The sequence below is a fragment of the Ruegeria sp. N8 genome (genome assembly GCF_056531325.1).
In genome coordinates this window covers 43,714-70,154 of the sequence record NZ_JBQFLQ010000001.1, presented here as the reverse complement: position 1 = coordinate 70,154, position 26,441 = coordinate 43,714, and the positions used below count along the sequence as shown (strand labels likewise).

Sequence of the window (26,441 nt, the reverse complement as noted above, 5' to 3'; positions counted from 1 at the left end):
ACATCACAAGGGAAAGACCGACCAAGGGTTAGTCCTTGAGAATTTGTTCCAATCGCTTCTTTTCCGCCTCGCTGAGCGTATCCGAGCCCGCGGCCTGAACGTCCGAACGTTTTCTCAGGAAATTCCACCCCATCGCAGCGGCGATCAATAGCATGATCGGACCGGCCAGCCACAACATCAGGTTCGACCCCGTAACTGTTGGCTTCAGCAAGACATACTCGCCGTAACGATCTACAATGAACCGGATCGCCTCGTCATCCGTGTCCCCGGCAACCAGACGCTCGCGCAACAATAGGCGCAGGTCACGGGCCAGATCAGCGTTGCTTTCGTCGATACTTTCGTTGCGGCAAACAAGGCACCGCAGCCCGGTGCTCAGATCGCGGGCGCGTTGTTCAAGAACCGGATCGTCCAACACTTCATCAGGCTGCACCGCAAACAGGGGTGAGGCGATTAGGGCGAAGATCAGGAAAAGGCGCTTCATTCCGCAGGTACTCCGCCACTTGGGGCCTTGCGCGCGCCCGCTGCGACCCGGAACCGCCGGTCCGACAGGCTGAGGAAACCACCCAGCGCCATCAGGATACACCCGCCCCAAATCCAGTTGGCCAGCGGTTTGATATAGGTCCGCATGACCCAGCCGCCATCGGCCTGCTGATCGCCGATCACAACATAAAGATCGCCTAAAAAGCGATAGTCGATCGCGGCCTCTGTTGTGGGCATGCGCGCAACTGGATAGTCGCGCTTTTCGGGATGCAGGCTGCCCATCGGACGACCATTCTTTTCGACCCGAACATCAGCAGTTGTCGAGAAATAGTTGGGCCCTTCAACCCGTCTGACCTCTTCCAGTGTAAGCGTAAATTGCCCAACCTCGAAAGGTTGGCCAGGTTGTGCGACGCGGATATCCTCGACTTCCCAAGCGGTCAAACCCGCAATGGCAAAGATAGTGACGCCAAGCCCAGTATGAGCGACTGCTTTGCCCCAATCCGCACCAGGCAGTCGGAACAGACGTTGGATACTGCCTTTACGGCCCGTGCGACTCCACAGGTCCACCGCGGCCCCGAAGGTGATCCATGCGCCAAGAAACAACCCAACCGGGCCCATGGCGCTGCGGCCGGTCTGCATCGCCCAAACCAGAATGGCCAATGCAACAGCCAGCACAAACGCATAGCGTAGCGAATATGCCGCTTTGCCGATCTTACCCCGCTTCCACGGCAGGATCGCCCCAATGGGCAGCACAAGGCCTAAAGCAATCATGAAGGGTGTGAAGGCGGCATTGAAGAACGGAGGCCCAACGGACAGTTTCCGATCAAACGCCATCTCGGCCACCATGGGCCACATGGTTCCGAAAAAGACCACGAAACAGCTAACGGCCAGCAAGATATTGTTTAGCACCAGCGCGCTTTCTCGGCTGACCATTCCAAAGACACCCTTGGCCTCCATCGCCTGCGCGCGTGCGGCAAACAACGTCAGCGCGCCGCCAATGAAGATCACAAGAATGAACAGGATGAACACGCCGCGTTCCGGGTCGTTTGCGAAGGCATGGACCGAGGTCAGCAACCCCGAGCGCACGATGAACGTGCCGATCAGCGAGAACCCAAATGCGATGATCGCTAGCAGGATGGTCCAGCTTTTCAGCGCCTCGCGTTTCTCGACCACAATGGCCGAGTGCAGCAGCGCCGCCGCCAAAAGCCATGGCATGAACGAGGCATTCTCAACCGGATCCCAGAACCAGAATCCACCCCAGCCGAGCTCGTAGTAAGCCCACCACGATCCCAGCGCGATACCGATGGTCAGAAACACCCATGCGGCCAATGTCCAGGGGCGTACCCACCGTCCCCAGGCCGCGTCTACGCGGCCCTCGATCAGGGCGGCGACGGCAAAGCTGAAGGCCATGCTCAGACCCACATAGCCCAGATACAGGAAGGGCGGATGGAAGGCCAATCCGGGGTCTTGCAGCAGAGGATTCAAGTCCCGCCCATCAAACGGAGCGACGATCAGGCGATCAAACGGGTTCGATGTAAACAGGATAAAGGCATAGAACGCGACACCAATTGCCGCCTGCACCGCCAAGACGCGTGCTTTCAGCGTTGGCGGCAACCCCGCGCCGAATATCGCTGCCATACCGCCGAAAATCGCCACGATGAAGACCCACAGCAACATAGACCCTTCGTGATTTCCCCATGTGCCGCTGATCTTATAAAGCATCGGCTTTGCGGAATGGCTGTTCTCAACCACGATGCGCAGCGAGAAGTCCGAAGTCGTGAAGGCCCAGACTAATGCACAGAAAGAGAACCCGACCAAAACGAACTGAGCGATGGCCGCCGTCTCGCCGAATGTCATCCACCCGGTCCACCTTTTGGCCGCGCCGATCAAGGGAACGACTGTTTGCACAATCGCAACGAGGAAGGCGAGGATGAGCGCGTAGTGACCGAGTTCTGTAATCATGGCCCCGGATATAGTCCTGTTGCGTCGCAAGCACCAATAACTTTCGCTTAAACAGCACGCACATAGTGTCGCGGGTCAGGCTGTTTTCGCGCGACGCCACTCTTCAAGTGCCGGGTTCTGGTCCGGGGTCAAGATCATCTCGGACAGTTCTGCGTCAGGGCCAGGATCCGACCGACCCACGCTGGTGTGACGTAGCGCATTCAGGGTCTCGATGTTTCCGGCAACCTGGGGTGCGCGCAGGACTGTGGCTGAGATTTCCCGCTGCAAATCCTGTGCCTTGGCCTGATGTCGCGCACCGAAATAAAACGACACGATGACCCCCAAAAGCCACCAAAGCGGCTCGGGCACCAAGGCGATTCCCTGCATTCGGGCGGCAAACCACAGCGGGTCGATCATGGCAGCCACAAACAACCCCATCGTTCCCAGCGCCAGCGCGGGGCGCGGCAGGCGGTTTAACCCGTCGATGAACCGGTCATAGGCACCTTTCTGCGGCATCTGAAACTCGGCCCCAAACTGCGCAAGCGTTTGGCTTTGAACCGTCGCATCCCGGACAGCGCGGTTTTCGGCATTCTCGCGGAATACCTCAGCGGTTTCACGCACCACGTTGCGCCCTCCTCCGAACAGAAACGTCAAGACATCCGAGATCAATCCCATTGCGCAACCCTTTGCTGAAATTCGCGTTCGTTCAGGTGATAGCGGGCCGAAATGAACTCTTCCGCCCGGCGTATCCACCCGCCCTTCCCCCCGGCCCGCGTTCGCGCATATTTTCGGGACGCAGGGCGACGGTCGGCCAGTCGAAAGTAATAGTTCCGGCGCGCAATCCCGTATGCATCGGCCAAGGCCGTTGGGCTCCTTTCGGCCGCCTTGAGGCTGGCCCGCGCGGTTTGCGGCCCGATGACCCCATCAACCGTCACCGCAAACCCCATATCGCGCAGCAAGTGTTGCAGGAGTTTCACGGCCTGCGCGCCGGTATTCACATACATGTCGAAAACTGACGCCTGAAGACCCTCGGGCAGCAAGGCCAGACGGGGACGGTCGAAATAATGCGTGACGAAAATCTCGACGGCTCGCGATAGGCTGAGCAGCCTGACATCCTCTGTCGTCATCTGACCGTCCGCGTTCAAATCCAGCCCCAAACGCCGCATCGTATGGATTGTGACGCCGTATTTGGTCGCGCCGCCGGGGTCGTCCGGGTCGTCCACGAACCCACCTTCGCGCGCCACGATCTGCTTTGCGATATCCCGAACCGTTTGCATGGCATCCTCCGCATCTGATTGCCGAGGACGCTGGCAGAGAACGGTTAATTCAGAACAATGACAAAGGGCGCTGCAAGGTTCATCCTCGCAACGCCCGTTTACTCAAATCTGAGCGGAGTTCAGCTATCGCTGCCTTCTTTGTAGACGCCTTGTTCCTTGAGCGCATCCACCACCTCTTTTGGCATGTATGTCTCATCGTGTTTCGCAAGGATTTCAGTGGCTTCAAACACGCCATTCACGTAGCTGCCTGTGCCAACCATACCCTGATTTTCGGTAAACAAATCAGGCAGGACACCGGTAAAGGCCACCGGTACACTTTCACCGCCATCTGTGACGACAAAGGTCACAGTCTCACCCTGCCCCCGCACGATTGAGCCTTCTTCGACCAACCCGCCGATGCGAAAAACCTCCGTCGGTTTGGGTGGCTCGGCGATTACTTCGCTGGGGGACCGGAAAAAGTTGATTCCATCCTGCAAAGCCCACCCAATCAACGCCGTCGATGACACCAAGGCCACCACAGCCAGCAGAATGATTTGTACGCGACGACGTTTCTTGAGAGACTTCATGATATCCTCACGGGAATAGAGGGGCCATCATCAGGCCAAGGGTTTCAGTTTCACCTAACATCAGGTTCGCATTCTGCAAGGCTTGGCCACTGCTACCTTTTGTCAGGTTATCCAGCGCGCCGATCACAATGGCGCGACGTTCGATCCGGTCGCCCACCACGCCGATATGGCAAAAGTTCGAGCCCCGCACATGATGGGTCGACGGGGTCTCGCCAAAGGGCAGCATCTGGATGAAAGGTTCCTGTTCGTAGGTTTTGGCCAGCGTTTCATACACGCTGGCCGGATCACCTTTCACGTAAGTGGTCGCCAGAATGCCCCGGTTGGCCGGGACCAGATGCGGTGTGAACTGCACATGGACCAGACGTCCTGCCAGGGCCGAGAATTCCTGATCGAACTCACCCAGATGCCGGTGCGTGCCACCCACGGCATAGGCGTTGTACCCTTCGCTGAGTTCGGCATGCAGCAGATTTTCCTTGAGCGACCGCCCCGCGCCGGACACCGCGCATTTGAGGTCCAGAATGATGTCATCCAGATCAATCACCCCGGCCGAGATCAGCGGGCGCAGCACATATTGCCCTGTAGCCGCGTTGCAGCCGGTACCCGCCACCAGACGCGCATCGCGGATATCATCGCGATAAAACTCGGTCAGGCCATAGACGGCTTCGTCCTGCTGCGCCAAAGCGGCATGCGGGTTGCCGTACCATTTCTCATACTCTTCCGGGTCGCGCAGGCGGAAATCGGCGGAAAGGTCAATGATTTTGAGATCTTTGGGCAGATCGCGGATGACCTCTTGGCTGGTTTTGTGCGGCAAGGCGCAGAAACACAGGTCGATCTGCGAAAAGTCAATCTCGGCTATCTTGCACAGGTCCGGCAGATCCATATGGCGCAGATGCGGAAAGACCTGCGCCATGGACTGGCCCGCCTTACGCTCGGCGGCCAGCGCAGTGATCTCCATATTCGGATGCTCGGCGATCAGGCGCACGAGTTCGGCACCGGTGTAGCCGGAAGCGCCCAGAATTGCGATTTTATGGGTCATGTCAGACCTCTTCTATTCATATGTCACATATCACGACCGCCGATGCGCCGGCCTTGGTTTACGGATTCGTCCGCTTGGCGTCCTTGACCTAAGTCAGACAGCCTCGAAGGAGATTTGTCGTCGCAGGAACTGCGTTGCCCGGTCACTGACGAAGGCGGGCTTGCCGGTGGTCAGAAACCCAGCCTCGCCCTTGCCCAGCATGTTTGGATGCCGGGCTAGGTAATCCGCTAGGCTTTCGGCCACCAGATCACCTTGGCTAAACACCTGCACATTCGGACCAAGAGCCGCCTGGAAGGTCTCGGCCATAAGCGGGTAGTGGGTGCAGCCCAAAATCGCGGCCTGCGGATCAGGCATCTTGCGTTTGAGAGCATCGACATGGCTGCGTACCAGGGCTTCGGCCAGAATCATGTCGCCGTCCTCGATGGCATCGACCACGCCGCCACAGGCCTGGGCCTCAACATCCACGCCAATGGCGCGAAAGGCCAGTTCGCGCTGAAATGCACGGCTAGAGACAGTCGCGGGCGTCGCAAACAGCGCCACATGTTTTACGGCAACCTCACGCGGAGGGCTGTTGTCGCCCCATTGCCGCTCGGTCAAAGCCTCGATCAGCGGTACAAAGACACCCAGCACGCGCTTGCCCTCGGGCACGCCTTCTTCTTGCATTCGGCGCAGCGCAGCGGCGCTGGCGGTGTTGCAGGCCAGGATCACCAGATCACAGCCGCGGTCCCACAACGCGTTCACCGCCCCGCGGGTCAGGTCATAAATGTTTTCCGCATCTCGCACGCCATAAGGCGCGTGCGCACTGTCTGCGTAATACAGGAAATCCACTTCCGGCAGACGTTTCTGCGCGGCGTCCAGAACGGTCAACCCGCCCAAACCAGAATCAAAAATACCTACTGCCATTTGCCCCTTCAGGCGCGATGCCGTTCCTCAAACTCATAGCCGTAGTCATAAGACTTCAACGGCTTCGGGGACAGCTCATACGTGGCTTTGCGCAGGAAATCCATCATCTTGCGTGTGTCCCCGGCCAGAGGGTCCAGAACGTCGCGGCTGATCGGCTCCCCGATCGCCACTTTGACCGGAGTGTCGACACGTTTTTTGAACTCTTTGATCAGCAAACCCATGCGCAAAGTGCTGTGCAGATGGCTGGCGATCTGAAACAGACGCGAGGTGTGACCGTCAAAGAAGACCGGCACCACTGTTGCGTTCGATTTAGCGACCATTCGTGCAGTAAAGCCGCGCCAGCCCGGATCCATCGGGTATGAGAACGGCTTAACCCCGGTGCTGACCGTACCGCCGGGGAAAATCCCAATCGCGCCACCGTCACCCAGATAGTTCAGGGCCGTTTTGCGAGTTTGCAAGTTCAGCTTCATCGCTTCTTTGGTCTCGTCAAATGACACAGGCAACACGACCCGGTTCAAGTCTTCGGCCTTGCGGAACACGCTGTTGGCCAGAATGCGAAAATCGCCGCGCGTTTGCGACAGAATATGTCCCATCATCATCCCATCAAGTATGCCATAGGGGTGGTTGGCAATCAGGATCAGTGGGCCGGTATTGGGGATATTCGCGAGCGATCCGCCCACCACATCCAGAGAAAGGCCATAACGGTCCACCATGACCGTCCAAAAATCGCGGCCCTGCGCGACCTCTTGTTCATAGCCGTCCGCGCGTTTGATCAGGCGCATCCGACCCGTCGTGTTTTCCATCAACTTGATGACCATGCGACCGCCTTTGGTTTCGGCGGAATAAGCATAGGAAATGTCACGAGCGACATGGCGGGGCGAAGGCATTGCGGTCTCCGAGGTTCTGTGGCCTGCAACTTAGGTGCAGCCCACAGGTTTGCCTAGAGATCGTGACAGGGATGTGACGATCTATTCCGCCGCCGCGCGCAAATCGGGCCCACCGCTGCGAATGACAGACAACAGTTCTTCGCGCCGCTTGGCGGCCTTGGCTTCGCTTTCCTTCAAGACCGGACCAAAGCCACGAATGTCCAGCGGCAGACGCGCCAGTGCGATCACCGCGTCCCGTGTCTGAGCGTTGATCAGCGGAGTGATCTCTTTGAGATCACGCTCATATTGTTTGATCAGGGCGCGCTCCATCCGACGTTCGGAGCTGTAGCTAAAAATGTCCAGAGGCGTCGCTCGCAAGACTTTCAACTTGGACAAGAGCTTGAGCGGACCCAGCATCCATTCGCCATAGGTTCGTTTTTTCGGGCGACCATTCGGCCCCTTGCTGCCAAGAATGGGCGGGGCCAGATGCAGGGTCATTTGAAAATCGCCATCAAACTCGGCTGTGGCTTTTTCGCGACTGGTCAGCAGCAGACGCGCGACCTCGTATTCATCCTTGTAGGACATAAGTTTGTGATAGCCCCGCGCCACGGCCTCGCGGATATCGGTATCCTCGAAGGCATCGACCATTTTGCGATACTTTTTGGCCAGACGCGCGCTTTGGTAATCGGTCAGGTGGTTAGCACGGAAATCAATGATCTGATCCAGCGTTTTGGGCAGTTCAGCGACGTTCGGTTTCAGGATATCGGCGACCTGCTGCGGGTGCAGAACCGCCCAGCGGCCGATATCAAAGGCGCGCTTATTGCGTTCCACTGCAGTGCCATTCAATTCGATAGCCTGTTCTATGGCCGAATGGCTGACCGGGAGTAATCCACGCTGCCACGCGGCCCCAAAGACCATCATGTTGGAATAGATCGAATCCCCCATCACGGCGCGCGCCAATGCGGTCGCGTCGAACAGGGAGACATCCTCTTTCAGCCGCGCTTCCAGTGCCAGTTCCAAACGTTCGCCAGGGATACGGAAGGCGGTGTCACGCGTAAAATCACCTGTCACCGTTTCATGGTTGTTGACCACGGCACCGGTCTGGCCTGCACGGGTCAGGCCCAGGGTCTTTGCCCCTGCGGACACGACAAGATCGCCACCAATCAGCGCATGTGCCTCGCCGGTGGCCACGCGGATGGCGCTGATATCTTCGGGGCGATTGGCCAGACGACAGTGGATATGCACCGCGCCGCCTTTTTGCGCCAGGCCAGCCATTTCCATCATGCCCGCACCTTTGCCGTCGATCTGCGCCGCCTGCGCCAATACCGCGCCCAGCGTCACCACGCCGGTCCCGCCAATTCCGGTAATCACCACGTTGTGCGTGCCATTGATCTCTGGCAGATCGGGCATTGGCAAATCCGGCAAGTCGATTTCGGTGGTGGCCTCCTTACGGATCTTCGCACCTTCCAACGTGATGAAAGACGGGCAGAACCCGTTCACACAGGAAAAATCCTTGTTGCAACTGGACTGATCAATCGCGCGCTTCCGACCCAGCTCGGTCTCTTTCGGAACGATCGAGACGCAGTTGGATTGAACCCCACAATCGCCGCAGCCTTCACAGATGTCAGTGTTGATGAAGACACGTTTATCCGGGTCCGGGAACGTGCCGCGCTTGCGACGGCGGCGTTTTTCCGCAGCGCAGGTCTGCACGTAAACAATGACCGAAACCCCTTCGATCTCGCGGAATTTTTCCTGAACTTGCATCAGTTCGGCGCGTTCGAACGTATCTACCCCTGATGGCAGCGCCTTGAAGTTCACATCTTCCTTTTCGTCATAGACCAGCGCCACATGCTGCACGCCCATCGCCTTGACCTCGGCCACGATGCGTTCTGCGGTCAAATCGCCCTCGTTGCCCTGTCCACCTGTCATGGCAACGGCATCATTGAACAGGATCTTGAAGGTAATGTTCGTCCCTGCCGACAGCGCCGCCCGGATTGCCTGCACGCCTGAGTGGTTATAGGTCCCGTCGCCGAGGTTCTGAAAGACGTGCGGTGTGGTCGAGAATGGAGCCTCGCCAATCCAGTTCGCGCCTTCACCCCCCATCTGGGTAAAGCCCGAGGTATTTCGGTCCATCCATTGAACCATGTAGTGACACCCTATGCCTGCATAAGCACGGCTGCCGTCGGGCACCTTGGTCGAGCTGTTATGCGGACATCCCGAGCAGAAATAGGGCAAACGCGTCGCGATCTCTTCGGCATTGTCGGCCCGGCGCGACTCGGCCAGTTTGGCAAGCCCTGCACGCACACCGTCGGTTTCGCGCCCCTCTTCGATCAGGATATCGCCCAGCTTTTCCGCGATCATAATCGGATCAAGGGCACCGCGGGTCGGGAACAGCTCTTCCCGGTGTAGGGTCCCTGCACCACCTTTGTACCACCCATACACGCGCCGCCCGCGACGGTCGTCGAAGATGGCTTCCTTGACCTGAACCTCTATCAGCTTGCGTTTTTCTTCGACGATGACGATCAGGTCCAGCCCTTCGGCCCAGTCATGAAAACCCGCCATATCCAGCGGGAAGGTCTGGCCCACTTTGTAGGTTGTGATCCCCAGCCGTTCGGCCTCAGCCTCGTCGATATTGAGCAGCGACAGAGCATGGACCAGATCCAGCCAGTTCTTGCCCGCCGCGACGAAACCGATCTTGGCACCGGGTTTGCCCCAGACGCGCTTGTCCATCTTGTTGGCGTGCGAGAACGTCTCAGCCGCGAACCTTTTGGCGTCGATGATCCGCGCCTCTTGCAGGTGCGGCGTGTCGCCAAGACGGATGTTCAAGCCGCCTTGGGGCATGTCGAATTGCGGCGTGACCACTTTGATCCGATCCGGGCTGCCATCGACGACCGAGGTCACTTCGATCGTGTCCTTCATCGTCTTCAACCCGACCCACACGCCCGCAAACCGGCTGAGCGCATATCCGTAGATGCCGTAATCGAGGATTTCCTGAACACCCGCCGGGCTGACAATAGGCATATACATATCCACCAACGCCCACTCGGACTGGTGCAGCACGGTCGAGCTTTCGCCGGTGTGATCGTCGCCCATCGCAACAAGGACACCGCCATGTTCCGCCGTTCCCGCCATGTTGGCATGGCGCATCACGTCGCCCGAACGATCAACGCCGGGGCCTTTGCCGTACCACAGGCCGAACACGCCATCGAACTTGCCATCACCCCGCAGACCTGCCTGCTGACTGCCCCAGAGCGCGGTGGCAGCAAGATCTTCGTTCAGGCCGAATTGGAAGGTGACATCGCTTTCAGCCAGATGCTTTTGCGCCCGCATCATCTGCTGATCGACCGCACCCAACGGAGAGCCCCGATACCCTGTGACCAGACCTGCAGTATTCAAACCTGCCTGGCGGTCACGTTCCTTCTGCAACAGCATCAACCGCACAAGCGCCTGTGTGCCGTTCAAAAGGACGGGGTTCTTCTCAATATCAAACCGGTCGTTCAGCGATATCTGTGGCTGGCTCATCAGACGTCTCCCCTCGTCAGATCAGTGTGCGTATTTCCCTCGCATTTTAGGTCACAATTTCTGACCTGTATAGGGTTTACCCTCTGTAATCCTGCCAAAATCACAGTTTGAATGTAGAACTTGTTACCTATTTCATATAGGGCTTCCAAAAGATAACGAAAGTTGCGGCGATGGATTGGGACAAGCTTAGGATATTTCACGCGGTGGCCGATGCAGGCAGCCTGACTCATGCGGGCGACAAGCTGAATTTGTCGCAATCCGCCGTCAGCCGCCAAATTCGGGCGCTGGAGGAATCGCTTGATTCGACTCTTTTCCACCGCCACGCACGCGGACTGATCCTGACCGAACAGGGCGAGTTGCTGTTCGACGCCACCTCGGCCATGTCTAAACGTCTGGATGCCGCCGCCGCGCGTATCCGTGACAGTGAAGAAGAAGTGTTCGGCGTTCTGCGCGTCACCACAACGTTCGGCTTTGGCACGCTCTGGCTCGCACCGCGCCTACCGAAGCTTTACGAACAATACCCGGACCTTAACATTGACTTGATGCTAGAGGAGCGGGTTCTGGACTTGCCCATGCGTGAAGCAGACGTCGCCATCCGCATGAAAGAGCCCAGCCAGGCTGATCTAGTACGCAAACGCCTGATGACCGTTCAGATGCAACTTTACGCCACGCAAGAATATCTAGAGGAAAACGGCGCCCCTGAGGAGTTGGAGGAAATCGCGAACCACCGGCTGATCAGCCAGACGCCATCTGCGCCACAAGTTGGGGCAAGTGCTGCCATGGTACGGCACCTGATGACCTATAACCCCAGGTCCCTGTTGTCAGTGAACAACTATTTCGGCGTGCTGCAAGGCGTGCTTCACAACCTTGGCATCGGCGTCTTGCCGGACTACGTAACCCAGGATTTTCCGCATCTGGTACCCCTGCTCACCGATATCGAAACTGCAGATGTCCCCGTTTATCTGGCCTACCCCGAAGAACTGCGCCATTCCAAGCGTGTCGCCGCTTTCCGCGACTTCGTGCAGGACGAAATCATCGCGCAGCGCAAACAGTTGAAGCAGATGGGAAAACTCTAGCTATGCACCAAGGTCATAGCGGACATGACCTTTGATCAGTCTGAAACATCTTGATCGTTCATAAAGTGATCCCTAAATGAGCACATGAAGGCGATGATGCTGCAACGCTCATCATCTTCATACCTCCCTGTTGGACTATGGCCGAGCTTAGTGCTCGGCCTTTTTTTTGGCTTCCACCCTTGTCGCCCCCGCAAAACTACTGGGAAAAATTCCTCCAACCGCATATGATCCCGAAAAAGCTAAATAATTCGTGTTCGAGGGCTCATTCATGCTTCACCCACTTCGCCTGGCGCTGGCGATGGTCGCCGCGCTTTCTCTGGCGGTTCCCGTTTTTGCGCAGGATACCAGCGCGTCATCGGTCACAATTCCCGAGGATCTGACACCTGAACAGGTCGACGATCTTGTTGCGCGTATGTCTGACGATCAGGTGCGCGCGATTCTTCTGGAGCGGCTGGATGCCGTGGCCGAACAAAAAGCCGCTGAAAAAGCCAATGTCGAAGACCCACTGACCGAAATCAACGAAATCTGGGCCGAGATGGTTTCGTCCTGGACTCATGTTCTTACAACACTTCCCAGGATTGTAACGGCGCAGATCACAGCGTTCGGCAATTTCGCTGATACGTTCGGCACGACCGGGGTTTTCACTCTTTTAGGGCTCGTCTTGTCCGTCCTTCTGGTTGGCTATGTCGCTGAAAAACTGTTTATCTTCCTGACCCGTCATTGGCACGAGGCCACAGAGGTCGCGGACGAGGCCGATCTATGGGGCGCTGCCCGATACCTTTTTCGACGGTTCTGCAGGGAAATCGCGGGGCTAATCGTATTTTATGTGGTCGTCCGTGCATTCGGTCGCGGCGTGTTGACACCCGAGCAGATCATCTATGCCGGACCCTTTGTGTTCTACCTGATCTGGGTGCCGCGTCTTGGGGCCGCTGTCTCGCGCTTTGTTCTGGCACCGCAAAAACCGCAGTTCCGGCTCGTCAACATTGATGATCACTGGGCAAAATACCTGCATCGCAATCTGATTGGCCTGCTCATCTTGATCGGCTTTACCCTGTTCATCCTGCGCTTTAATGGCTTGAATGACATAACATCAGACGATACGCGCATCGGATTCTGGCTGAACGCCGCGATCCACATCTATATCGGCCTGATCGCCTGGACTGCGCGCGAGGGCCTATCCCAGATGATGTTGGGTACAGACCCCGATCACACCAAATTCGACGAAGAAGTTTCGCACTATTACCCCTATTTCGCAATTGGGGTCTCGGTAGCGATCTGGTTGCTGGTCGAATTCCTTGTGGCGCAGCGTGACCCCGCTGTCATGCGTGTTCTGGTCAACGGGGCGCATTTCGCCACCATGTTCTGGCTGCTGATCGCGCCCGCACTTGATACATTGATTCGGGGCTTGGTGCGGCATCTTCAACCGCCGATGTCGGGTGAAGGGCCGCTAGCCGAACGGGCGCATCGCTCGGCCAAGCGCAGCTATATTCGCATCGGTCGCGTTATTGCGGGCCTTTTCGTTGTCTTCATGATCGCGAACGCCTGGCATCTGGACCTGCGCGATGTGGCCTCGGCCGGCGTCAGTGCCGAAGTGGGCGGCGCCGTGATCGAGTTCCTGCTGATCATCGCCATTGGCTATATCTTGAACGAGGTCGTTTCTCTTTGGATCAACCGTCGCTTGGCTAAGGAACAGACCGCAGCCGAGGCGCTGGACGAAGAAGCCGGTGGCGAAGGCGGCGGCGCGGGTGGTTCGCGTCTTGCGACTGTCCTGCCGCTGCTGCGCATCACAGCGCAGATCACCATCGCGGTAATCTTCGGCCTGCTTGCCCTTGGGGCGCTGGGCATCAACATCACGCCCTTGCTGGCTGGTGCCGGTGTTCTGGGTCTGGCCATCGGCTTTGGCGCACAGAAACTGGTGGCTGATATCGTCGGCGGTATCTTCTTCCTGATCGACGATGCCTTCCGCGTTGGTGAATATGTCGATGTGGGCGGCACCATGGGTACTGTCGAAAAAATCTCGATCCGCTCCATGCAGTTGCGCCACCACCGCGGACCCGTTCACACGATCCCTTATGGTGAGATACAAAAACTGACCAATTTCAGCCGCGACTGGGTCATCATGAAGCTGAAATTTACCGTGCCGTTTGATACCGATCCCAACAAGGTCAAGAAAATCTTCAAGAAGATCGGGGCCGAGATGATGCAGGACGAGACCCACAAGGACGGCTTCCTGCAACCGTTCAAATCGCAAGGTGTATTCGACTTCGACGATGTCGGCATGATTATCCGGGGCAAGTTCATGGCCAAACCGGGCAAACAGTTCACGCTCCGCAAAGAGATTTTCAATCGCGTGAAGGCGGAATTCAATGCCAACGGCATCGATTTTGCGCGCCGGGAAGTTCGGGTTGCCATTCCGGGATTGGAAGAGAACGAGAACCTCTCCGAAGAGCAAAAAGCAGCCGTCGGTGCTGCTGCCGCCGATGCAGTCAACAAGGGCGAAGCCCCGGCCTGAGCCCACGCTTTTTGAACCAATACGCGGGCCCTGCACCTTTGCGGGGCCCGTTTTTCTTCATCCAGACCACCCTGCGGTGACTTGACCCTTCCCACGGGCGCGCCCTTGCCCTAAAAGGCGCGCAATCTCGGCCCCTTTGGACACAGGACATAAGATGCAAGAGCCCGCCATCACCCCGGATCTGATTGCCGCACACGGGCTTAAGCCCGACGAATATGACATGATCCTCGAAATCATCGGGCGCGAGCCGACCTTTACCGAGCTGGGTATTTTCTCGGCCATGTGGAACGAGCATTGTTCCTACAAGTCCTCCAAGAAATGGCTGCGCACCCTGCCCACCTCTGGCCCACAAGTGATCTGTGGCCCGGGTGAGAATGCGGGCGTGGTCGATATTGGCGACGGTCAGGCCGTGGTGTTCAAAATGGAAAGCCACAACCATCCCTCGTATATCGAACCCTACCAAGGCGCTGCGACCGGCGTGGGCGGCATCCTGCGCGACGTCTTTACCATGGGGGCGCGTCCCATTGCGTCGATGAATGCGCTGTCCTTTGGCGAACCCGGCCACCACAAAACCCGCCAGCTTGTGAATGGTGTGATCGAAGGCATCGGCGGGTACGGCAACTGCTTCGGTGTGCCCTGCGTGGGTGGCGAGGTGCGGTTCCACCCGGCCTATAACGGCAACTGCCTTGTGAACGCCTTTGCCGCTGGTCTGGCGGATAGCGACAAGATATTTTATTCGGCCGCCTCGGGCGTCGGCATGCCTGTCGTCTATCTTGGCGCCAAAACCGGCCGTGATGGCGTTGGCGGTGCGACCATGGCCTCGGCCGAGTTCGATGACACCATCGAAGAAAAGCGCCCCACCGTTCAGGTTGGCGACCCCTTCACTGAAAAGCGCCTGATGGAGGCAACGCTGGAACTGATGCAGACCGGCGCCGTGATCTCGATCCAGGATATGGGTGCAGCTGGCCTGACCTGTTCCGCAGTTGAAATGGGCGACAAGGGTGGCCTTGGCGTACGTCTAGATCTCGAGAACGTCCCCCAGCGCGAAGAAAACATGACCGCCTATGAGATGATGCTTTCGGAATCTCAGGAACGGATGCTGATGGTCCTCAAGCCCGAGCTTGAGGCTGAGGCCCGCGCCGTGTTCGAGAAATGGGATCTGGACTTTGCCATTGTTGGCGAAACAATCGCTGAAGACCGTTTCCTGATCGTTCATAATGGCGAGGTCAAAGCTGATCTGGTTCTGTCGAAACTGTCTTCGACCGCGCCCGAGTACGACCGCCCTTGGGTCGAAACACCCGCAGCCGAGGAATTGGCCGAGGTCCCTCAGATTGATCCAATCGATGGTCTGCGTGCCCTGCTCTCTTCGCCCAATTACGCAGGCAAGCAATGGGTGTACGAGCAATATGACACGATGGTCATGGCCGACACCGCCCGCACGCCGGGTCTGGGCGCGGGTATGGTCCGCGTGCATGGCACCGAAAAGGCTCTGGCATTCACCAGCGACGTGACCCCGCGTTACGTGCGCGCCAACCCGATTGAGGGCGGCAAGCAGGCGGTGGCCGAAGCCTATCGCAACCTGACCGCCGTGGGGGCAACCCCGCTGGCAACCACCGATAACCTGAATTTCGGCAACCCCGAAAAGCCCGAGATCATGGGACAGTTTGTCGGCGCGATCAAAGGTATTGGCGAGGCTGTCGCCGCTCTGGATATGCCGATCGTATCGGGCAACGTCTCGCTCTATAACGAGACCGACGGTCAAGCGATCCTGCCGACCCCCACCATCGGCGCGGTTGGCCTGCTAAACCACACTGATGAGATCATCGGCAATGAGGTGCGCGAAGGCCATGTCGCTCTGGTCATCGGTGAAACGAATGGCCATCTGGGTCAATCCGCCCTGCTGGCTGAGGTGTTCAACCGCGAAGACGGCGACGCGCCCCATGTCGATCTGGAGGCCGAAAAGCGCAACGGCGAGTTTATCCGCGCCAACCGCGAGATGATCAAAGCCTGTACCGATCTGGGCGATGGCGGTCTGGCGCTAGCTGCGTTCGAACTGGCCGAGGCCGCGGGCGTCGGTGTCCACTTAGACGAAGCTCCAACCGAATTCTTGTTTGGCGAGGATCAAGCCCGGTATTTGGTGGCTTGCAACTTTGATCAGGCTGAGGCGCTAATGATCGCTGCCGGTCAGGCCGGCGTTCCGCTGGTCTCGGTCGGCCGCTTCACCGGCGATGCGGTCAAGATCGGAGGCTCTGAGGCTGCGCTGGGTGAGCTGACCGCCACATTCCGCAGCAGCTTTGCGGAAGCTGTCGCCTGACATAGCCTTCTCAAACGATACCGAAACCCGCGCTTTGATCGGCGCGGGTTTTGTCGTCTCAGGACCACTTGCGCGCCCCGCTTAGGCGCTCTACATCTTGGGAAAGACCTTCAGGAGTAACCTACATGCCGATGAGCGCCCACGAAATCGAACACCTGCTGCGCGAAGCCTTTCCCGATGCGGAAATTCAAGTCGGCGGAAGTGATGGCGTGCATATGTCCGCGATGGTCGTGGACGAGAGCTTTCGCGGCAAAAACCGGGTTCAACAACAGCGCGCGGTCTATGCGGCCTTGAAAGGCAAGATGGACGGCCCAGATGGAGAGCTGCACGCGCTGGCGCTGACAACGAAAGTACCAGAGTAACTTAGCGATCTACGGCTCAATTGCGGCATATAGCGTTTTAGCAGTTTGCTAGCTCCACTTGTACTGATCGGTTTGCCCGGTTTGATACTTCACTATCGTAGAAGACTCCGTAATAGCGCGAACGAACAGCATCGTTCAGATAGTTCTCAATCTTGATGCCAGTGGCTTCCATCGTTTTTGCAATAGTTTTTGCATCAATAGTTGCCGCCGCATTGATCGAAGCCTATGTGAAACGGAAAAGAAAACACAAACTGGCCGAAATACGCCCGGCCCCGGACAAGATCGGCGAAGCTGGCGGTATCAAACGCCGCGGTCTCGACCCGTACATTTTGGCTCAGACGGAGCAGCGGCGGCTACAGAACGAAGGATGGACCCCCGGTCTGTCTCAGGATGAAACCAACGCCCCGGACGCGGGGGAGAAGGAAACGCAAGATGAGCGACGTTAAGACCCAGATTGACGAAACCGTCAAAGCCAACGATGTGGTGCTGTATATGAAAGGCACCAAGGAAATGCCGCAATGCGGATTCTCGTCCCGCGTGGCTGGTGTGCTGAACTATATGGGCGTCGACTATGCCGACGTGAACGTTCTAGCTGATGAAGAGGTCCGTCAGGGCATCAAGGATTATTCCGACTGGCCGACCGTGCCGCAGCTTTACGTCAAAGGTGAATTCGTCGGGGGTTGCGACATCATCACCGAGATGACCCTGTCCGGCGAACTGGACACGCTGTTTGACGACAATGGCGTCGGCTACAACAAAGATGCCGCCGACAAGATCCGCGAAGCTAACGCCTGATTAGCGGCTACTACAATCGCTTAGAACAACCTGCTCGCTGGCGGCATCCCCTGCCGCCAGATAGCTGACAGTTGCGTCCCAGCCTTTCGAGCGCAGGACATAGCTGCCACCCGGACCGCTGGAGCGGTATTGGATACCCGACCCGCTGATGGTCTGCTCCAATGCAATCAACCGGTTATCCACCAACATCGCCGCAGCACTAGCCCCGTCTGCAGCGTTGAAAAAGATCACCTCCAGCGGCGTGCCGTTCTCGCATGTGAAGGTCACAGGCAGGACGTCTATCTGGGCCGACGCGACGCTGCCCCACATGCCCAGCACGGAAGCTAGCGCAGTAGCAGGGAAAAATTTCATCCCGCTTTCTCTTCCACCACCGACGCCAATGCCTCGGCCCGTGCGGCCAGTTCCGCCAGCGTATCCGTGACCGAGGGCGGCACGACCGCCACTTCGACACGCTCTGGTTCAGGCTGCGGGGCGTTGCGCAGGGTCTGCACCTCGGCCTCGACCTCAGCCAGCTTGCCTTCCAGCATCTTGATACGATCATCCGTAGCGGCGGCCTTATCGGCCAGCATCAGCCCAGCCATCAGCAACATCCGCGATTCCGGCATCCGGCCAATCTGATCCGACAGCACTTGAGCCTCGTCGTCCAACATCTTGGCAGCGGCCTGCAAGAACACCTCTTCCCCCTGCTGGCACGAGACTTCAAAGCCACGACCGCCGATTTGAATGGTCACCTCGGGCATTACTCCACCTCACCTTCCGCCAGTTTCGCGCGCGACAACAACGGCTCTAGCCGGGCCAGAACTGCGTGGGCTTCGGCCGCGTCTGTGGCTTGTGCGGCGCGGGTCGCCTCAAGCTCGGCCACCGTGGCGCGGTTCAACAATTCGGCATCCGGCATTCCGTTTTGCGAGGCAGACCGCAGCTCATCTACCGTCTCGCGCAGCTGTTCATTTGCCTTGCGCATCCGTTGCAGGTCATCATCCAGACGCGACATCGCGGCCCCGTGACTACTGCGTTCGGCGCGCAGCATCTCCAACTCGGCCGAAAGTTCAGCAACCCGCTCGCTATCAGCCAATTCGGACCGCAGACGCGCGTTTTCTTCTTCCAGAGCCAGAGCTCCGTTGATCGCGGCCTTCAACTCTTCGTTTTCGGATTTCAGCGCGTCCAGTTCATCCTGATTTTCCAAAGCCGCCTTGGCTTCGGCCAACTCGGCCCGCGCCGCTTCGACAGAAGCCAGTTTCGCGGTCGCCTCTGCTAATTGCTGACGCAATTGAGACGCCTCAGGGTCTTCGACCGGGGCTGCACGCAAGTTTTCCATGTCGGCGCGCATCGCGTCGACCTCTTGCTCGTGGCGCTGTTTCAGCGATTTCAAACGCTCTTCAAGCTGCGCGTTGGCAACTTTTTCGTCATCCAATGCAGCTTTCAGTACATCGTCTTGTCCGGAGGGATCTGCTGGTTTGGTGCCCAAGGCATCGACGCCGGCCCCAATCCGTTCCATCGCGGCGACAATGCGACGTTGTAGTTCTTCGATCTGGCTCATACCTGTGCCACCTGTTTACCAAGGTTCCTTGAAATGTGATTTGTGCGAATCAACATTGTCTTCGTCTTGGCCTAGTCTAACCGAATGGCGCGGAAAATACCCACTGTTTGCTTTCAATCACTTGGACCGCATTCTTGAACCACTGCGACCGCGTAACCCCCGGTTCTGCTTGCACTTTGAGGGCTGAGTGGTATTCAGCGCGCAATCTGCCCGTAATCCAAAGGAATAACGCCCGTGGACCTGACTGCGCTGCGCAATGCAAACCCCGAACATTGGGACAAAGCTGCGGCCATCCGCACCCTGACCCTGGACGCCGTCGCCGCCGCCAATTCCGGCCATTCTGGCATGCCGATGGGCATGGCCGATGTTGCGACCGTGCTGTTCGAAAAGCACCTGAAATTTGACGCCTCGGCCCCGAACTGGCCCGACCGCGACCGGTTCATCCTGTCGGCCGGCCATGGCTCGATGCTGATCTATTCGCTGCTGTATCTGACCGGCCACGCTGACGTCACGCTGGACGAGATCAAGAACTTCCGCCAGTTGGGCGCAAAAACCGCAGGCCATCCGGAAAACTTTCTGGTCGATGGGATTGAGACCACCACCGGCCCACTGGGTCAGGGCATCTCGAATGCCGTCGGCTTTGCCATGGCCGAGGAAATCCAGCGCGCGCATTACGGCAAGAAGGTTGTTGATCACTACACCTATGTGATCGCGGGCGACGGCTGCCTGATGGAAGGCGTCAGCCAAGAGGCGATCACACTTGCTGGCCGTCATGAGCTGAGCAAGTTGATTGTCTTCTGGGACAACAACAACATCACCATCGACGGCACCGTGGACATCGCAGACCGGACCGACCAGGCGCGTCGTTTCGCGGCCTCGGGCTGGCACGTGATCGAGATTGACGGACATGACCCGCAGGCCATCGACGCGGCCATCGTGCAAGCGAAAAAGTCGAACAAGCCGACCATGATCGCGTGCGAAAGCCACATTGCTCTGGGTCACGCGGCTCAGGATACATCAAAAGGCCATGGCGCGCTGACCGATCAGGATCAACTAAAAGCCGCCAAAGAAGGCTATGGCTGGCCGCATGGCGCGTTTGAAATCCCTGCCGACGTGAAATCGGCTTGGGAAGCCATCGGTGCCCGTGGTGCCGCCGAGCGCACCGCATGGGAGGCCCGCTTTGCCGAGCTGTCCGAGCGTAAGCAGGCCGAGTTCAACCGCGCCTATGCGTTTGAAGCGCCCAAGAAACTGGCCGGCGCGATCCGCGCGTTCAAGAAACAAGCCTCGGAAGACCAACCGAAACTGGCCACCCGCGCCTCGTCGGAAAAAGTTCTGAACGTCGTTAACCCGATCATGACCGAAACCGTTGGCGGTTCGGCTGACCTGACAGGGTCGAACAACACCAAATCTGCGGATATGGGCGTTTTCCTGCCGGAAAACCGCAAGGGCCGTTACATCCACTACGGTATCCGCGAGCACGGCATGGCCGCTGCGATGAACGGCATGGCGCTGCATGGTGGCATCCGCCCGTATGGCGGCACCTTCATGGCCTTCACCGACTATGCGCGCCCGTCCATGCGTCTGGCCGCGTTGATGAAAATCCCGTCGGTCTTCGTGATGACCCACGATTCGATCGGTCTGGGCGAAGACGGCCCGACCCACCAGCCGGTCGAGCATCTGGCGATCAGCCGCGCGACACCCAACACCTATGTGTTCCGTCCCGCCGACACGGTTGAAACGGCTGAGGCATGGGAACTGGCGCTGACTTTCAAGGAAAGCCCCTCGGTCCTGTCGCTGACCCGTCAGGGCGTGCCGACCGTGCGCAAGGATCACAAAACCAAGAACCTGACTGCACAAGGCGCTTATGTTCTGGCCGAGGCCGAAGGCAAACGTCAGGCCATCCTGATTGCCACCGGCTCGGAAGTGTCACTGGCGATGGAAGCCAAAGCGATGCTTGAGGCCGAAGGCATCGGCACCCGCGTCGTCTCCATGCCCTGTATGGAGCTGTTCGCCGAGCAGGACGAAGCCTATCGCAAGCGCGTGCTGCCCGCCGGTGCCGTCCGCGTCGGCATCGAGGCCGCCGTCCGCGCCGGTGGCTGGGATCGCTGGCTGCTGGGCGAGCGTGGCCGTGAAGCCAAGGCTGGGTTCATCGGTATGTCGGGTTTTGGTGCGTCGGCCCCCGCGGGTGAGCTGTATAAGCATTTCGGCATCACTGCCGAGGACACCGTTGCAAAGGTCAAGGACCTGCTGGGCTAACCCGCAACGCATATCAAATCAAAAAAAGGCGACCAAAGTGGTCGCCTTTTTTCATACCTGTTTCCTGTCACAGGTTGGTGAGTCATTGTGACCCCGCCTGCCCTATCCTCACGACTGAAACGCATTACCTGCGGCAAAACCAACCAGTCACAGGGAAGACCAAATATGAAACTCCACGCCGTCCTCTGCGCCGTTGTCATGGCCACCGCCGCCCCAGCCTTTGCGGCTGAATTTGCCAGCAAGGAAGAGATTCAGAAAACCATGGCGGGCCACACCTATGCCGGAGGTATGCTGTCGGGCGCGTTTACCGAATATTACGCCGCTGATGGCACCATCAAGGGCGAGGGCTACACGGGCAAGTGGGAAGCAACGGATAGTGGCATGTGCTTTCAATACGGCACAGACCCCAAGAATTGCTGGGAATTGAAAATTGACGGGGTCGCCGTAACCTTGTTCAAAGACGGCAAGATCGACGGGTCGGGAGTTGTGGTCGAAGGCAATACCAACGGTTTCTGACACGATGCCGCGCCGCTCATTATGGCGGCGCGGATTGGCCAGATCAGTGCGATTTGAGCAGCTTTGTCGCCACCGGGATCAACGCCAAGCCCCACGCTAATCCGAACACACCGTCCATAGTTGCCTTGGCGATCCACTCAGCCGCGCCTTCATATTGCGCTGAAACCATATGGCCCACCGCATAGGCCCAGTCGTGAATGTGGTGGCCCAGCCAGCCAAAGCCCAAAACCTCGAGCCCGTGGATGATGATCGACCCGCCGACCCACAGCATCGCGGCGGTCCCGACGATAGAAAGCACCTTCATCACAATCGGCATGGCTTTGACCAAACCTCGCCCAGTTCCGCGCCCAATCGGCGTTGGCGCGTTCTGCGCCAGAAACAGGCCCACATCGTCCATTTTCACGATCAACGCGACCGAGCCATAGACCGCAACCGTCACGCCGATCCCGACAACAGCCAGCGTCGCCGCCTGCATCCAGATGTTCGGCGCCTCAATGGCGGCCAGCGCGATGGTCATGATCTCGGCCGACAAGATGAAATCGGTCTTTATTGCACCTTTGACTTTCTGCTCTTCCAGATGGCCTGGATCTCGGATTTTCATATCCTCGTCGATGGCATGGCTACCATGGGGGAAGAGGACATGGAAAATCTTCTCGGCCCCTTCGAAACATAGATAAGACCCGCCCAGCATCAGCAAAGGCGTGATCAGCCAGGGCGCGAAATTAGCCAGCAACAGCGCAACGGGTAGCAGCAGCACGATCTTGTTGAAAACCGACCCGCGCGCGATGCGCCAGATGATCGGCAACTCGCGCGCCGGGGCGAAACCTTGCACGTATTTCGGCGTCACGGCAGCATCGTCAATGATCACGCCCGCCGTTTTGGCCCCCGCCTTGCCAGCCGCTGCAACAACATCATCAACCGACGATGCCGCAACTTTTGCAATTCCGGCAACATCGTCCAGCAATGCCAAAAGACCGCTCATGCCTAGTTCCTTCCTGTAACCAGCCGCAGGTGGACCCTACCTGATCTTTCAGCTAGCGCAAGCGTTAGCGATACCGGCAAAGGTTTGCGCTAACACGTTAAAAATATGTCACTTTTACTCTTTTGAGAACGCGTTAGGGCCGCTATATCGCCTGCAACGCAAGCGCATTTTGGAGACGTCATATGACCATCAAGGTCGGCATCAATGGTTTTGGCCGTATCGGCCGCTGCACCCTGTCGCATATCGCGGCATCGGCCCGCAACGACATCGAAGTGATCAAGGTCAACGCAACCGGCCCGCTGGAAACCACGGCGCATCTGCTGAAATATGACAGCGTCCACGGGCGCTTCCCCCGCGACGTCTCGATCGAGGGCAACACCATGGATCTGGGTCGCGGCCCCATGGAGATGTTCTCGACCTACGACATGAACGAGCTGGACTGGGAAGGCTGCGACGTTGTTCTGGAGTGCACCGGCAAGTTCAATGACGGCCTGAAAGCCAAGACGCATCTTGAGCGTGGGGCGCAAAAGGTTCTGCTGTCTGCTCCGGGCAAGAATGTCGATAAAACCATCGTCTATGGCGTGAACCACAACAGCCTGGCTGCTGATGACAAAATGGTCTCAAACGGCTCCTGCACCACAAACTGCCTTGCTCCGCTTGCCAAGGTTCTGGACGAAGGCATCGGGATTGAGCATGGCATCATGACCACGATCCACGCCTATACCGGCGACCAGCCCACGCTGGACCGCCGCCACAGCGACCTGTACCGCGCTCGCGCTGCCGCTATGTCGATGATCCCAACCTCGACAGGTGCTGCCAAGGCGCTGGGTGAGGTTCTGCCGAACCTCAAAGGTCGTCTGGATGGCTCCGCAATCCGGGTTCCGACCCCGAATGTCTCGGCAGTGGACCTGACCTTCCGCGCCGGCCGCGAGGTGACTGTTGACGAGGTCAACGCTATCGTGCGTGAAGCTTCGCAGGGTCATATGCAGCGCGTTCTGGGCTATGAGCCCGCGCCGCTGGTTTCGACCGATTTCAACCACACCGAAGAAAGCTCGATCTTCGCACCGGATCAAACTCGCGTGGTCAGTGACCGGATGGTACGCGTGTTGGCATGGTATGACAATGAATGGGCCTTCTCAGTCCGTATGGCGGATGTCGCCGTTGCGATGGGCCGTCTTAACTAAGACGCCATTGAATTCTTGAACATATTTGCCCGCTCAGGTTATCTGGGCGGGCATTTTCGTTCGGGGCCTCGATGACCAATCAAATAGCTATCTGGCTGGGTTTTTTGATTCTGGGGGCCGCCTGCCTAGACTATGCCCTGTTCGGGCCCGAGCATTTTCTGTTTCTGGGCAAGAAACTCTATGCCTTCCTGGATTGGATCGCCGTCTGGCGCTGACATAGGTTTTGCTTGACTTTTTCGTCATTCTGGCTTTGTTAGCGCTAACTCGAACGCAAGCCGAAAGACGGACGGAGCAGATCATGACACTCAAACTGGCAATCAACGGATTTGGACGCATCGGACGCAACGTGTTGCGTGCTGTTATGGAGACTGGCCGAACCGATGTTGAAATCGTCGCCATAAACGACCTGGCCAAGCCCGAAATGAACGCGCATCTGTTCGAGTTTGACAGTGTCCATGGCCGGTACTCCAAGCCAGTAACGCTGTCTGAAGCCGGAATGGATGTTGGCGCCGGTCCCATACGTTTGACCAGCGAACGTGACCCGGAAAACCTGAACTGGTCCGATGTGGACGTCGTACTGGAATGCACCGGCGTGTTCCGCACGCGCGAGGCTGCTGCCCGTCATCTGGAAAATGGGTCTAAGAAGGTTCTGATCTCGGCCCCTGCCCGTGGGGATGGTGGCGTGAAAACGATCGTATTCGGCGTCAACGATCACGAATTGACCGCTCAGGATACCATTGTGTCGAACGCGTCTTGCACCACGAACTGCCTATCACCCGTTGCTGCCGCCCTTGATGCGGGCCTTGGCATTGTTCATGGCAACATGACGACGGTGCATGCCTATACGGCCAGCCAACCGGTGCACGATTCCGCTGGCAAAGACCCCTACCTGTCCCGCGCCGCGGCTCTGTCGATGATTCCGACAACAACCGGAGCGGCCTCTGCCGTGGGTCTTGTACTGCCGCAACTGCAAGGCAAACTGACCGGACAGGCCATTCGAGTGCCGACGCCCAACGTGTCGGTTGTCGATCTGGTCGTCGAAGTCTCACGCTCTACTACCGAGGAAGAGGTCAACGCCCTGTTCGTAGAAGCGGCAGCCAAGATCCCCGGCGTACTTGCGGCGGAACAGCGCCCACTGATCTCGGTCGATTTTAACCACGATTCCCACAGCTCGACCGTGTCCCTGCCCGAGACGAAGGTAACCGACGGCACTCTGGTCCGGGTGCTGGCCTGGTATGATAACGAATGGGGCTTCTCGAACCGGATGCTGGATACCGCAGCGGCTATGGGCGCGTTAACCTAAACGCTCTTTCAACGCCACATCGACACGGGGCGTGACGAATTTCGACACGTCCCCATCCAGACGGGCAATCTCTTTAACCAGTTTCGAGGCGATCGCCTGATGGCGGGCCTCGGCCATCAGAAAGACCGTCTCAATCGAATTGTCCAGTGCGCGGTTCATCCCGACCATCTGGAATTCATACTCGAAATCCGCAACGGCCCGAAGGCCGCGCACGATGATCTGAGCCCCAACATCGCGGGCACAATCAATCAGCAGGTTTTCAAAGGGATGCGCAACGATTTCTGTGCCGGTCTGCTCGGTCAGATGCGCGCATTCAGCCTCGATCATGGCGACGCGTTCTTCCAAAGTGAACAAAGGTCCCTTGTCGCGGTTGATCGCAACCCCAATCACCAGCTTGTCCACAAGTGCGGATGCGCGGCGAATGATATCGATATGACCCAAGGTGATCGGATCAAAAGTTCCGGGATATAATCCAACCCTCATCGCCGCCTCCTGCGCAACAAAATTTCTGCGCAAGCAAACACAACTCTGCCGCAGGTGCAATAGGTTGGCGTGGATATCGAGGCGATTAGTGCCCCATTATCATGGTTTCCAGCGCCTCTTTCTCCATTGCCAGTTCGGACAATTGCGCTTTGACCACATCCCCAAGTGTAACGATGCCGATCAATTTGCCATCTTCGACAATAGGCATGTGACGGAACCGTCCTTCAGTCATGCGGCTCAGGACGTCTTGGACCGAATCCTGACGCGTCGCCGTTACCAGATCGCTGGTCATGTAGGCGCTGACCGGTTTGCTGAGGCATCCGCTGCCGCTGGCCGCAAGTTCACGGACGATATCGCGTTCCGACAGAATGCCTGCTGCGGATTTCCCGCCATCCTCGGACACCACAACCGTACCGATCCGCTTTTCTGCCAGAATTTTCGACGCATCGGACACGGTCACGTCCGGGGCAACCGTCATGACCCCTTCGGTGGCCTTGGATTTCAGAATGGCCTGAACAAGCATAGGCGAA

Annotated in this window: 26 protein-coding genes; 11 read left to right on the top strand and 15 right to left on the bottom strand. The window is 58.1% G+C overall.

Features of this window, described 5'->3' with window-relative positions:
• Positions 1–28: 28 nt before the first annotated feature.
• From ACR0C5_RS00360 to ACR0C5_RS00320, 9 genes are all read right to left on the bottom strand, one after another.
• Entirely contained in the window at positions 29–481 is a 453-nt protein-coding gene (locus tag ACR0C5_RS00360; RefSeq protein ID WP_170769668.1) for a cytochrome c-type biogenesis protein, read from the bottom strand.
• Positions 478–2,442, bottom strand: a complete 1,965-nt coding sequence (locus tag ACR0C5_RS00355; RefSeq protein WP_480873712.1) for a heme lyase CcmF/NrfE family subunit — start codon at positions 2,440–2,442, stop codon at positions 478–480. Before ACR0C5_RS00355 ends, ACR0C5_RS00360 begins: the two co-directional genes overlap by 4 nt.
• Positions 2,443–2,517: 75 nt before the next feature.
• Positions 2,518–3,096 (bottom strand): holin family protein, encoded by a 579-nt coding sequence (locus tag ACR0C5_RS00350; RefSeq protein ID WP_480860296.1) that lies wholly within the window; start codon positions 3,094–3,096, stop codon positions 2,518–2,520.
• Complete coding sequence (locus ACR0C5_RS00345) at positions 3,087–3,698, bottom strand: holin-associated N-acetylmuramidase (RefSeq protein WP_480873709.1); 612 nt, start codon at positions 3,696–3,698, stop codon at positions 3,087–3,089. The genes ACR0C5_RS00350 and ACR0C5_RS00345 overlap by 10 nt, the downstream gene beginning before the upstream one ends.
• A 119-nt stretch (positions 3,699–3,817) precedes the next feature.
• Positions 3,818–4,264: a cytochrome c maturation protein CcmE gene (ccmE, locus tag ACR0C5_RS00340; protein ID WP_170769664.1), complete on the bottom strand. Its 447-nt coding sequence runs from the start codon at positions 4,262–4,264 to the stop codon at positions 3,818–3,820.
• A gap of 7 nt (positions 4,265–4,271) precedes the next feature.
• On the bottom strand, positions 4,272–5,300 hold the full coding sequence (argC, locus tag ACR0C5_RS00335) for an N-acetyl-gamma-glutamyl-phosphate reductase (protein ID WP_170769663.1): 1,029 nt from the start codon (positions 5,298–5,300) through the stop codon (positions 4,272–4,274).
• Between the two features lie 93 nt (positions 5,301–5,393).
• Complete coding sequence (murI, locus tag ACR0C5_RS00330) at positions 5,394–6,203, bottom strand: glutamate racemase (RefSeq protein WP_170769662.1); 810 nt, start codon at positions 6,201–6,203, stop codon at positions 5,394–5,396.
• Between the two features lie 8 nt (positions 6,204–6,211).
• Positions 6,212–7,090, bottom strand: coding sequence for a lysophospholipid acyltransferase family protein (locus ACR0C5_RS00325; RefSeq protein WP_170769661.1), 879 nt, complete (start codon positions 7,088–7,090; stop codon positions 6,212–6,214).
• An 81-nt stretch (positions 7,091–7,171) separates the two neighbouring features.
• Positions 7,172–10,591, bottom strand: coding sequence for an indolepyruvate ferredoxin oxidoreductase family protein (locus ACR0C5_RS00320; protein WP_170769660.1), 3,420 nt, complete (start codon positions 10,589–10,591; stop codon positions 7,172–7,174).
• 170 nt (positions 10,592–10,761) lie between these two features.
• Here ACR0C5_RS00320 and ACR0C5_RS00315 point away from each other — a divergent pair, with 170 nt between their 5' ends.
• From ACR0C5_RS00315 to grxD, 6 genes are all read left to right on the top strand, one after another.
• Positions 10,762–11,667 carry a LysR family transcriptional regulator gene (locus ACR0C5_RS00315; RefSeq protein WP_170786651.1) on the top strand — a complete coding sequence of 302 codons (906 nt, stop codon included), beginning with the start codon at positions 10,762–10,764 and terminating at the stop codon, positions 11,665–11,667.
• Between the two features lie 268 nt (positions 11,668–11,935).
• Positions 11,936–14,179, top strand: coding sequence for a mechanosensitive ion channel family protein (locus ACR0C5_RS00310; RefSeq protein ID WP_480873705.1), 2,244 nt, complete (start codon positions 11,936–11,938; stop codon positions 14,177–14,179).
• Between the two features lie 154 nt (positions 14,180–14,333).
• Positions 14,334–16,493 (top strand): phosphoribosylformylglycinamidine synthase subunit PurL, encoded by a 2,160-nt coding sequence (gene purL, locus ACR0C5_RS00305; RefSeq protein WP_480873702.1) that lies wholly within the window; start codon positions 14,334–14,336, stop codon positions 16,491–16,493.
• Between the two features lie 125 nt (positions 16,494–16,618).
• Positions 16,619–16,855 carry a BolA/IbaG family iron-sulfur metabolism protein gene (locus ACR0C5_RS00300; protein ID WP_170354080.1) on the top strand — a complete coding sequence of 79 codons (237 nt, stop codon included), beginning with the start codon at positions 16,619–16,621 and terminating at the stop codon, positions 16,853–16,855.
• Between the two features lie 161 nt (positions 16,856–17,016).
• The gene (locus ACR0C5_RS00295; RefSeq protein WP_480873699.1) at positions 17,017–17,301 is read left to right on the top strand and encodes a hypothetical protein; all 285 of its coding nucleotides are present in this window, start codon (positions 17,017–17,019) and stop codon (positions 17,299–17,301) included.
• The gene (grxD, locus tag ACR0C5_RS00290) at positions 17,288–17,650 is read left to right on the top strand and encodes a Grx4 family monothiol glutaredoxin (protein ID WP_170791053.1); all 363 of its coding nucleotides are present in this window, start codon (positions 17,288–17,290) and stop codon (positions 17,648–17,650) included. The genes ACR0C5_RS00295 and grxD overlap by 14 nt, the downstream gene beginning before the upstream one ends.
• On the opposite strand, the gene ACR0C5_RS00285 is transcribed toward grxD, so the two are convergent.
• Genes ACR0C5_RS00285 through ACR0C5_RS00275 form a run of 3 tightly spaced genes read right to left on the bottom strand, consistent with a single transcriptional unit; the run spans position 17,651 to position 19,187 of the window.
• The gene (locus ACR0C5_RS00285) at positions 17,651–18,001 is read right to left on the bottom strand and encodes an MliC family protein (protein ID WP_480873696.1); all 351 of its coding nucleotides are present in this window, start codon (positions 17,999–18,001) and stop codon (positions 17,651–17,653) included.
• The gene (locus ACR0C5_RS00280) at positions 17,998–18,390 is read right to left on the bottom strand and encodes a cell division protein ZapA (RefSeq protein WP_170786647.1); all 393 of its coding nucleotides are present in this window, start codon (positions 18,388–18,390) and stop codon (positions 17,998–18,000) included. Before ACR0C5_RS00280 ends, ACR0C5_RS00285 begins: the two co-directional genes overlap by 4 nt.
• Positions 18,390–19,187, bottom strand: coding sequence for a hypothetical protein (locus ACR0C5_RS00275; protein ID WP_480873693.1), 798 nt, complete (start codon positions 19,185–19,187; stop codon positions 18,390–18,392). The genes ACR0C5_RS00280 and ACR0C5_RS00275 overlap by 1 nt, the downstream gene beginning before the upstream one ends.
• Positions 19,188–19,421: 234 nt before the next feature.
• Here ACR0C5_RS00275 and tkt point away from each other — a divergent pair, with 234 nt between their 5' ends.
• Together tkt and ACR0C5_RS00265 are read left to right on the top strand one after the other, a co-directional pair.
• Complete coding sequence (gene tkt / locus ACR0C5_RS00270; protein WP_480873690.1) at positions 19,422–21,443, top strand: transketolase; 2,022 nt, start codon at positions 19,422–19,424, stop codon at positions 21,441–21,443.
• 165 nt (positions 21,444–21,608) lie between these two features.
• A complete protein-coding gene (locus ACR0C5_RS00265; protein ID WP_170769651.1) occupies positions 21,609–21,959 on the top strand; it encodes a hypothetical protein in 351 nt (116 codons plus the stop codon).
• A 43-nt stretch (positions 21,960–22,002) separates the two neighbouring features.
• Here the strand turns inward: ACR0C5_RS00265 and ACR0C5_RS00260 are convergent, their stop codons facing one another.
• Positions 22,003–22,941 carry a DUF808 domain-containing protein gene (locus tag ACR0C5_RS00260; protein ID WP_480873687.1) on the bottom strand — a complete coding sequence of 313 codons (939 nt, stop codon included), beginning with the start codon at positions 22,939–22,941 and terminating at the stop codon, positions 22,003–22,005.
• Between the two features lie 182 nt (positions 22,942–23,123).
• Here ACR0C5_RS00260 and gap (ACR0C5_RS00255) point away from each other — a divergent pair, with 182 nt between their 5' ends.
• From gap (ACR0C5_RS00255) to gap (ACR0C5_RS00245), 3 genes are all read left to right on the top strand, one after another.
• Positions 23,124–24,125: a type I glyceraldehyde-3-phosphate dehydrogenase gene (gene gap / locus ACR0C5_RS00255; protein WP_480504380.1), complete on the top strand. Its 1,002-nt coding sequence runs from the start codon at positions 23,124–23,126 to the stop codon at positions 24,123–24,125.
• Positions 24,126–24,196: 71 nt separating this feature from the next.
• Positions 24,197–24,340, top strand: a complete 144-nt coding sequence (locus ACR0C5_RS00250; RefSeq protein ID WP_170791063.1) for a hypothetical protein — start codon at positions 24,197–24,199, stop codon at positions 24,338–24,340.
• An 83-nt stretch (positions 24,341–24,423) separates the two neighbouring features.
• Positions 24,424–25,428, top strand: a complete 1,005-nt coding sequence (gene gap, locus ACR0C5_RS00245; protein WP_170791065.1) for a type I glyceraldehyde-3-phosphate dehydrogenase — start codon at positions 24,424–24,426, stop codon at positions 25,426–25,428.
• Here the strand turns inward: gap (ACR0C5_RS00245) and coaD are convergent.
• Positions 25,420–25,911: a pantetheine-phosphate adenylyltransferase gene (gene coaD / locus ACR0C5_RS00240; RefSeq protein WP_480873683.1), complete on the bottom strand. Its 492-nt coding sequence runs from the start codon at positions 25,909–25,911 to the stop codon at positions 25,420–25,422. The two genes, gap (ACR0C5_RS00245) and coaD, sit on opposite strands and share 9 nt — an antisense overlap.
• An 85-nt stretch (positions 25,912–25,996) precedes the next feature.
• Positions 25,997–26,434, bottom strand: coding sequence for a CBS domain-containing protein (locus ACR0C5_RS00235; RefSeq protein WP_170786633.1), 438 nt, complete (start codon positions 26,432–26,434; stop codon positions 25,997–25,999).
• Positions 26,435–26,441: the final 7 nt, after the last annotated feature.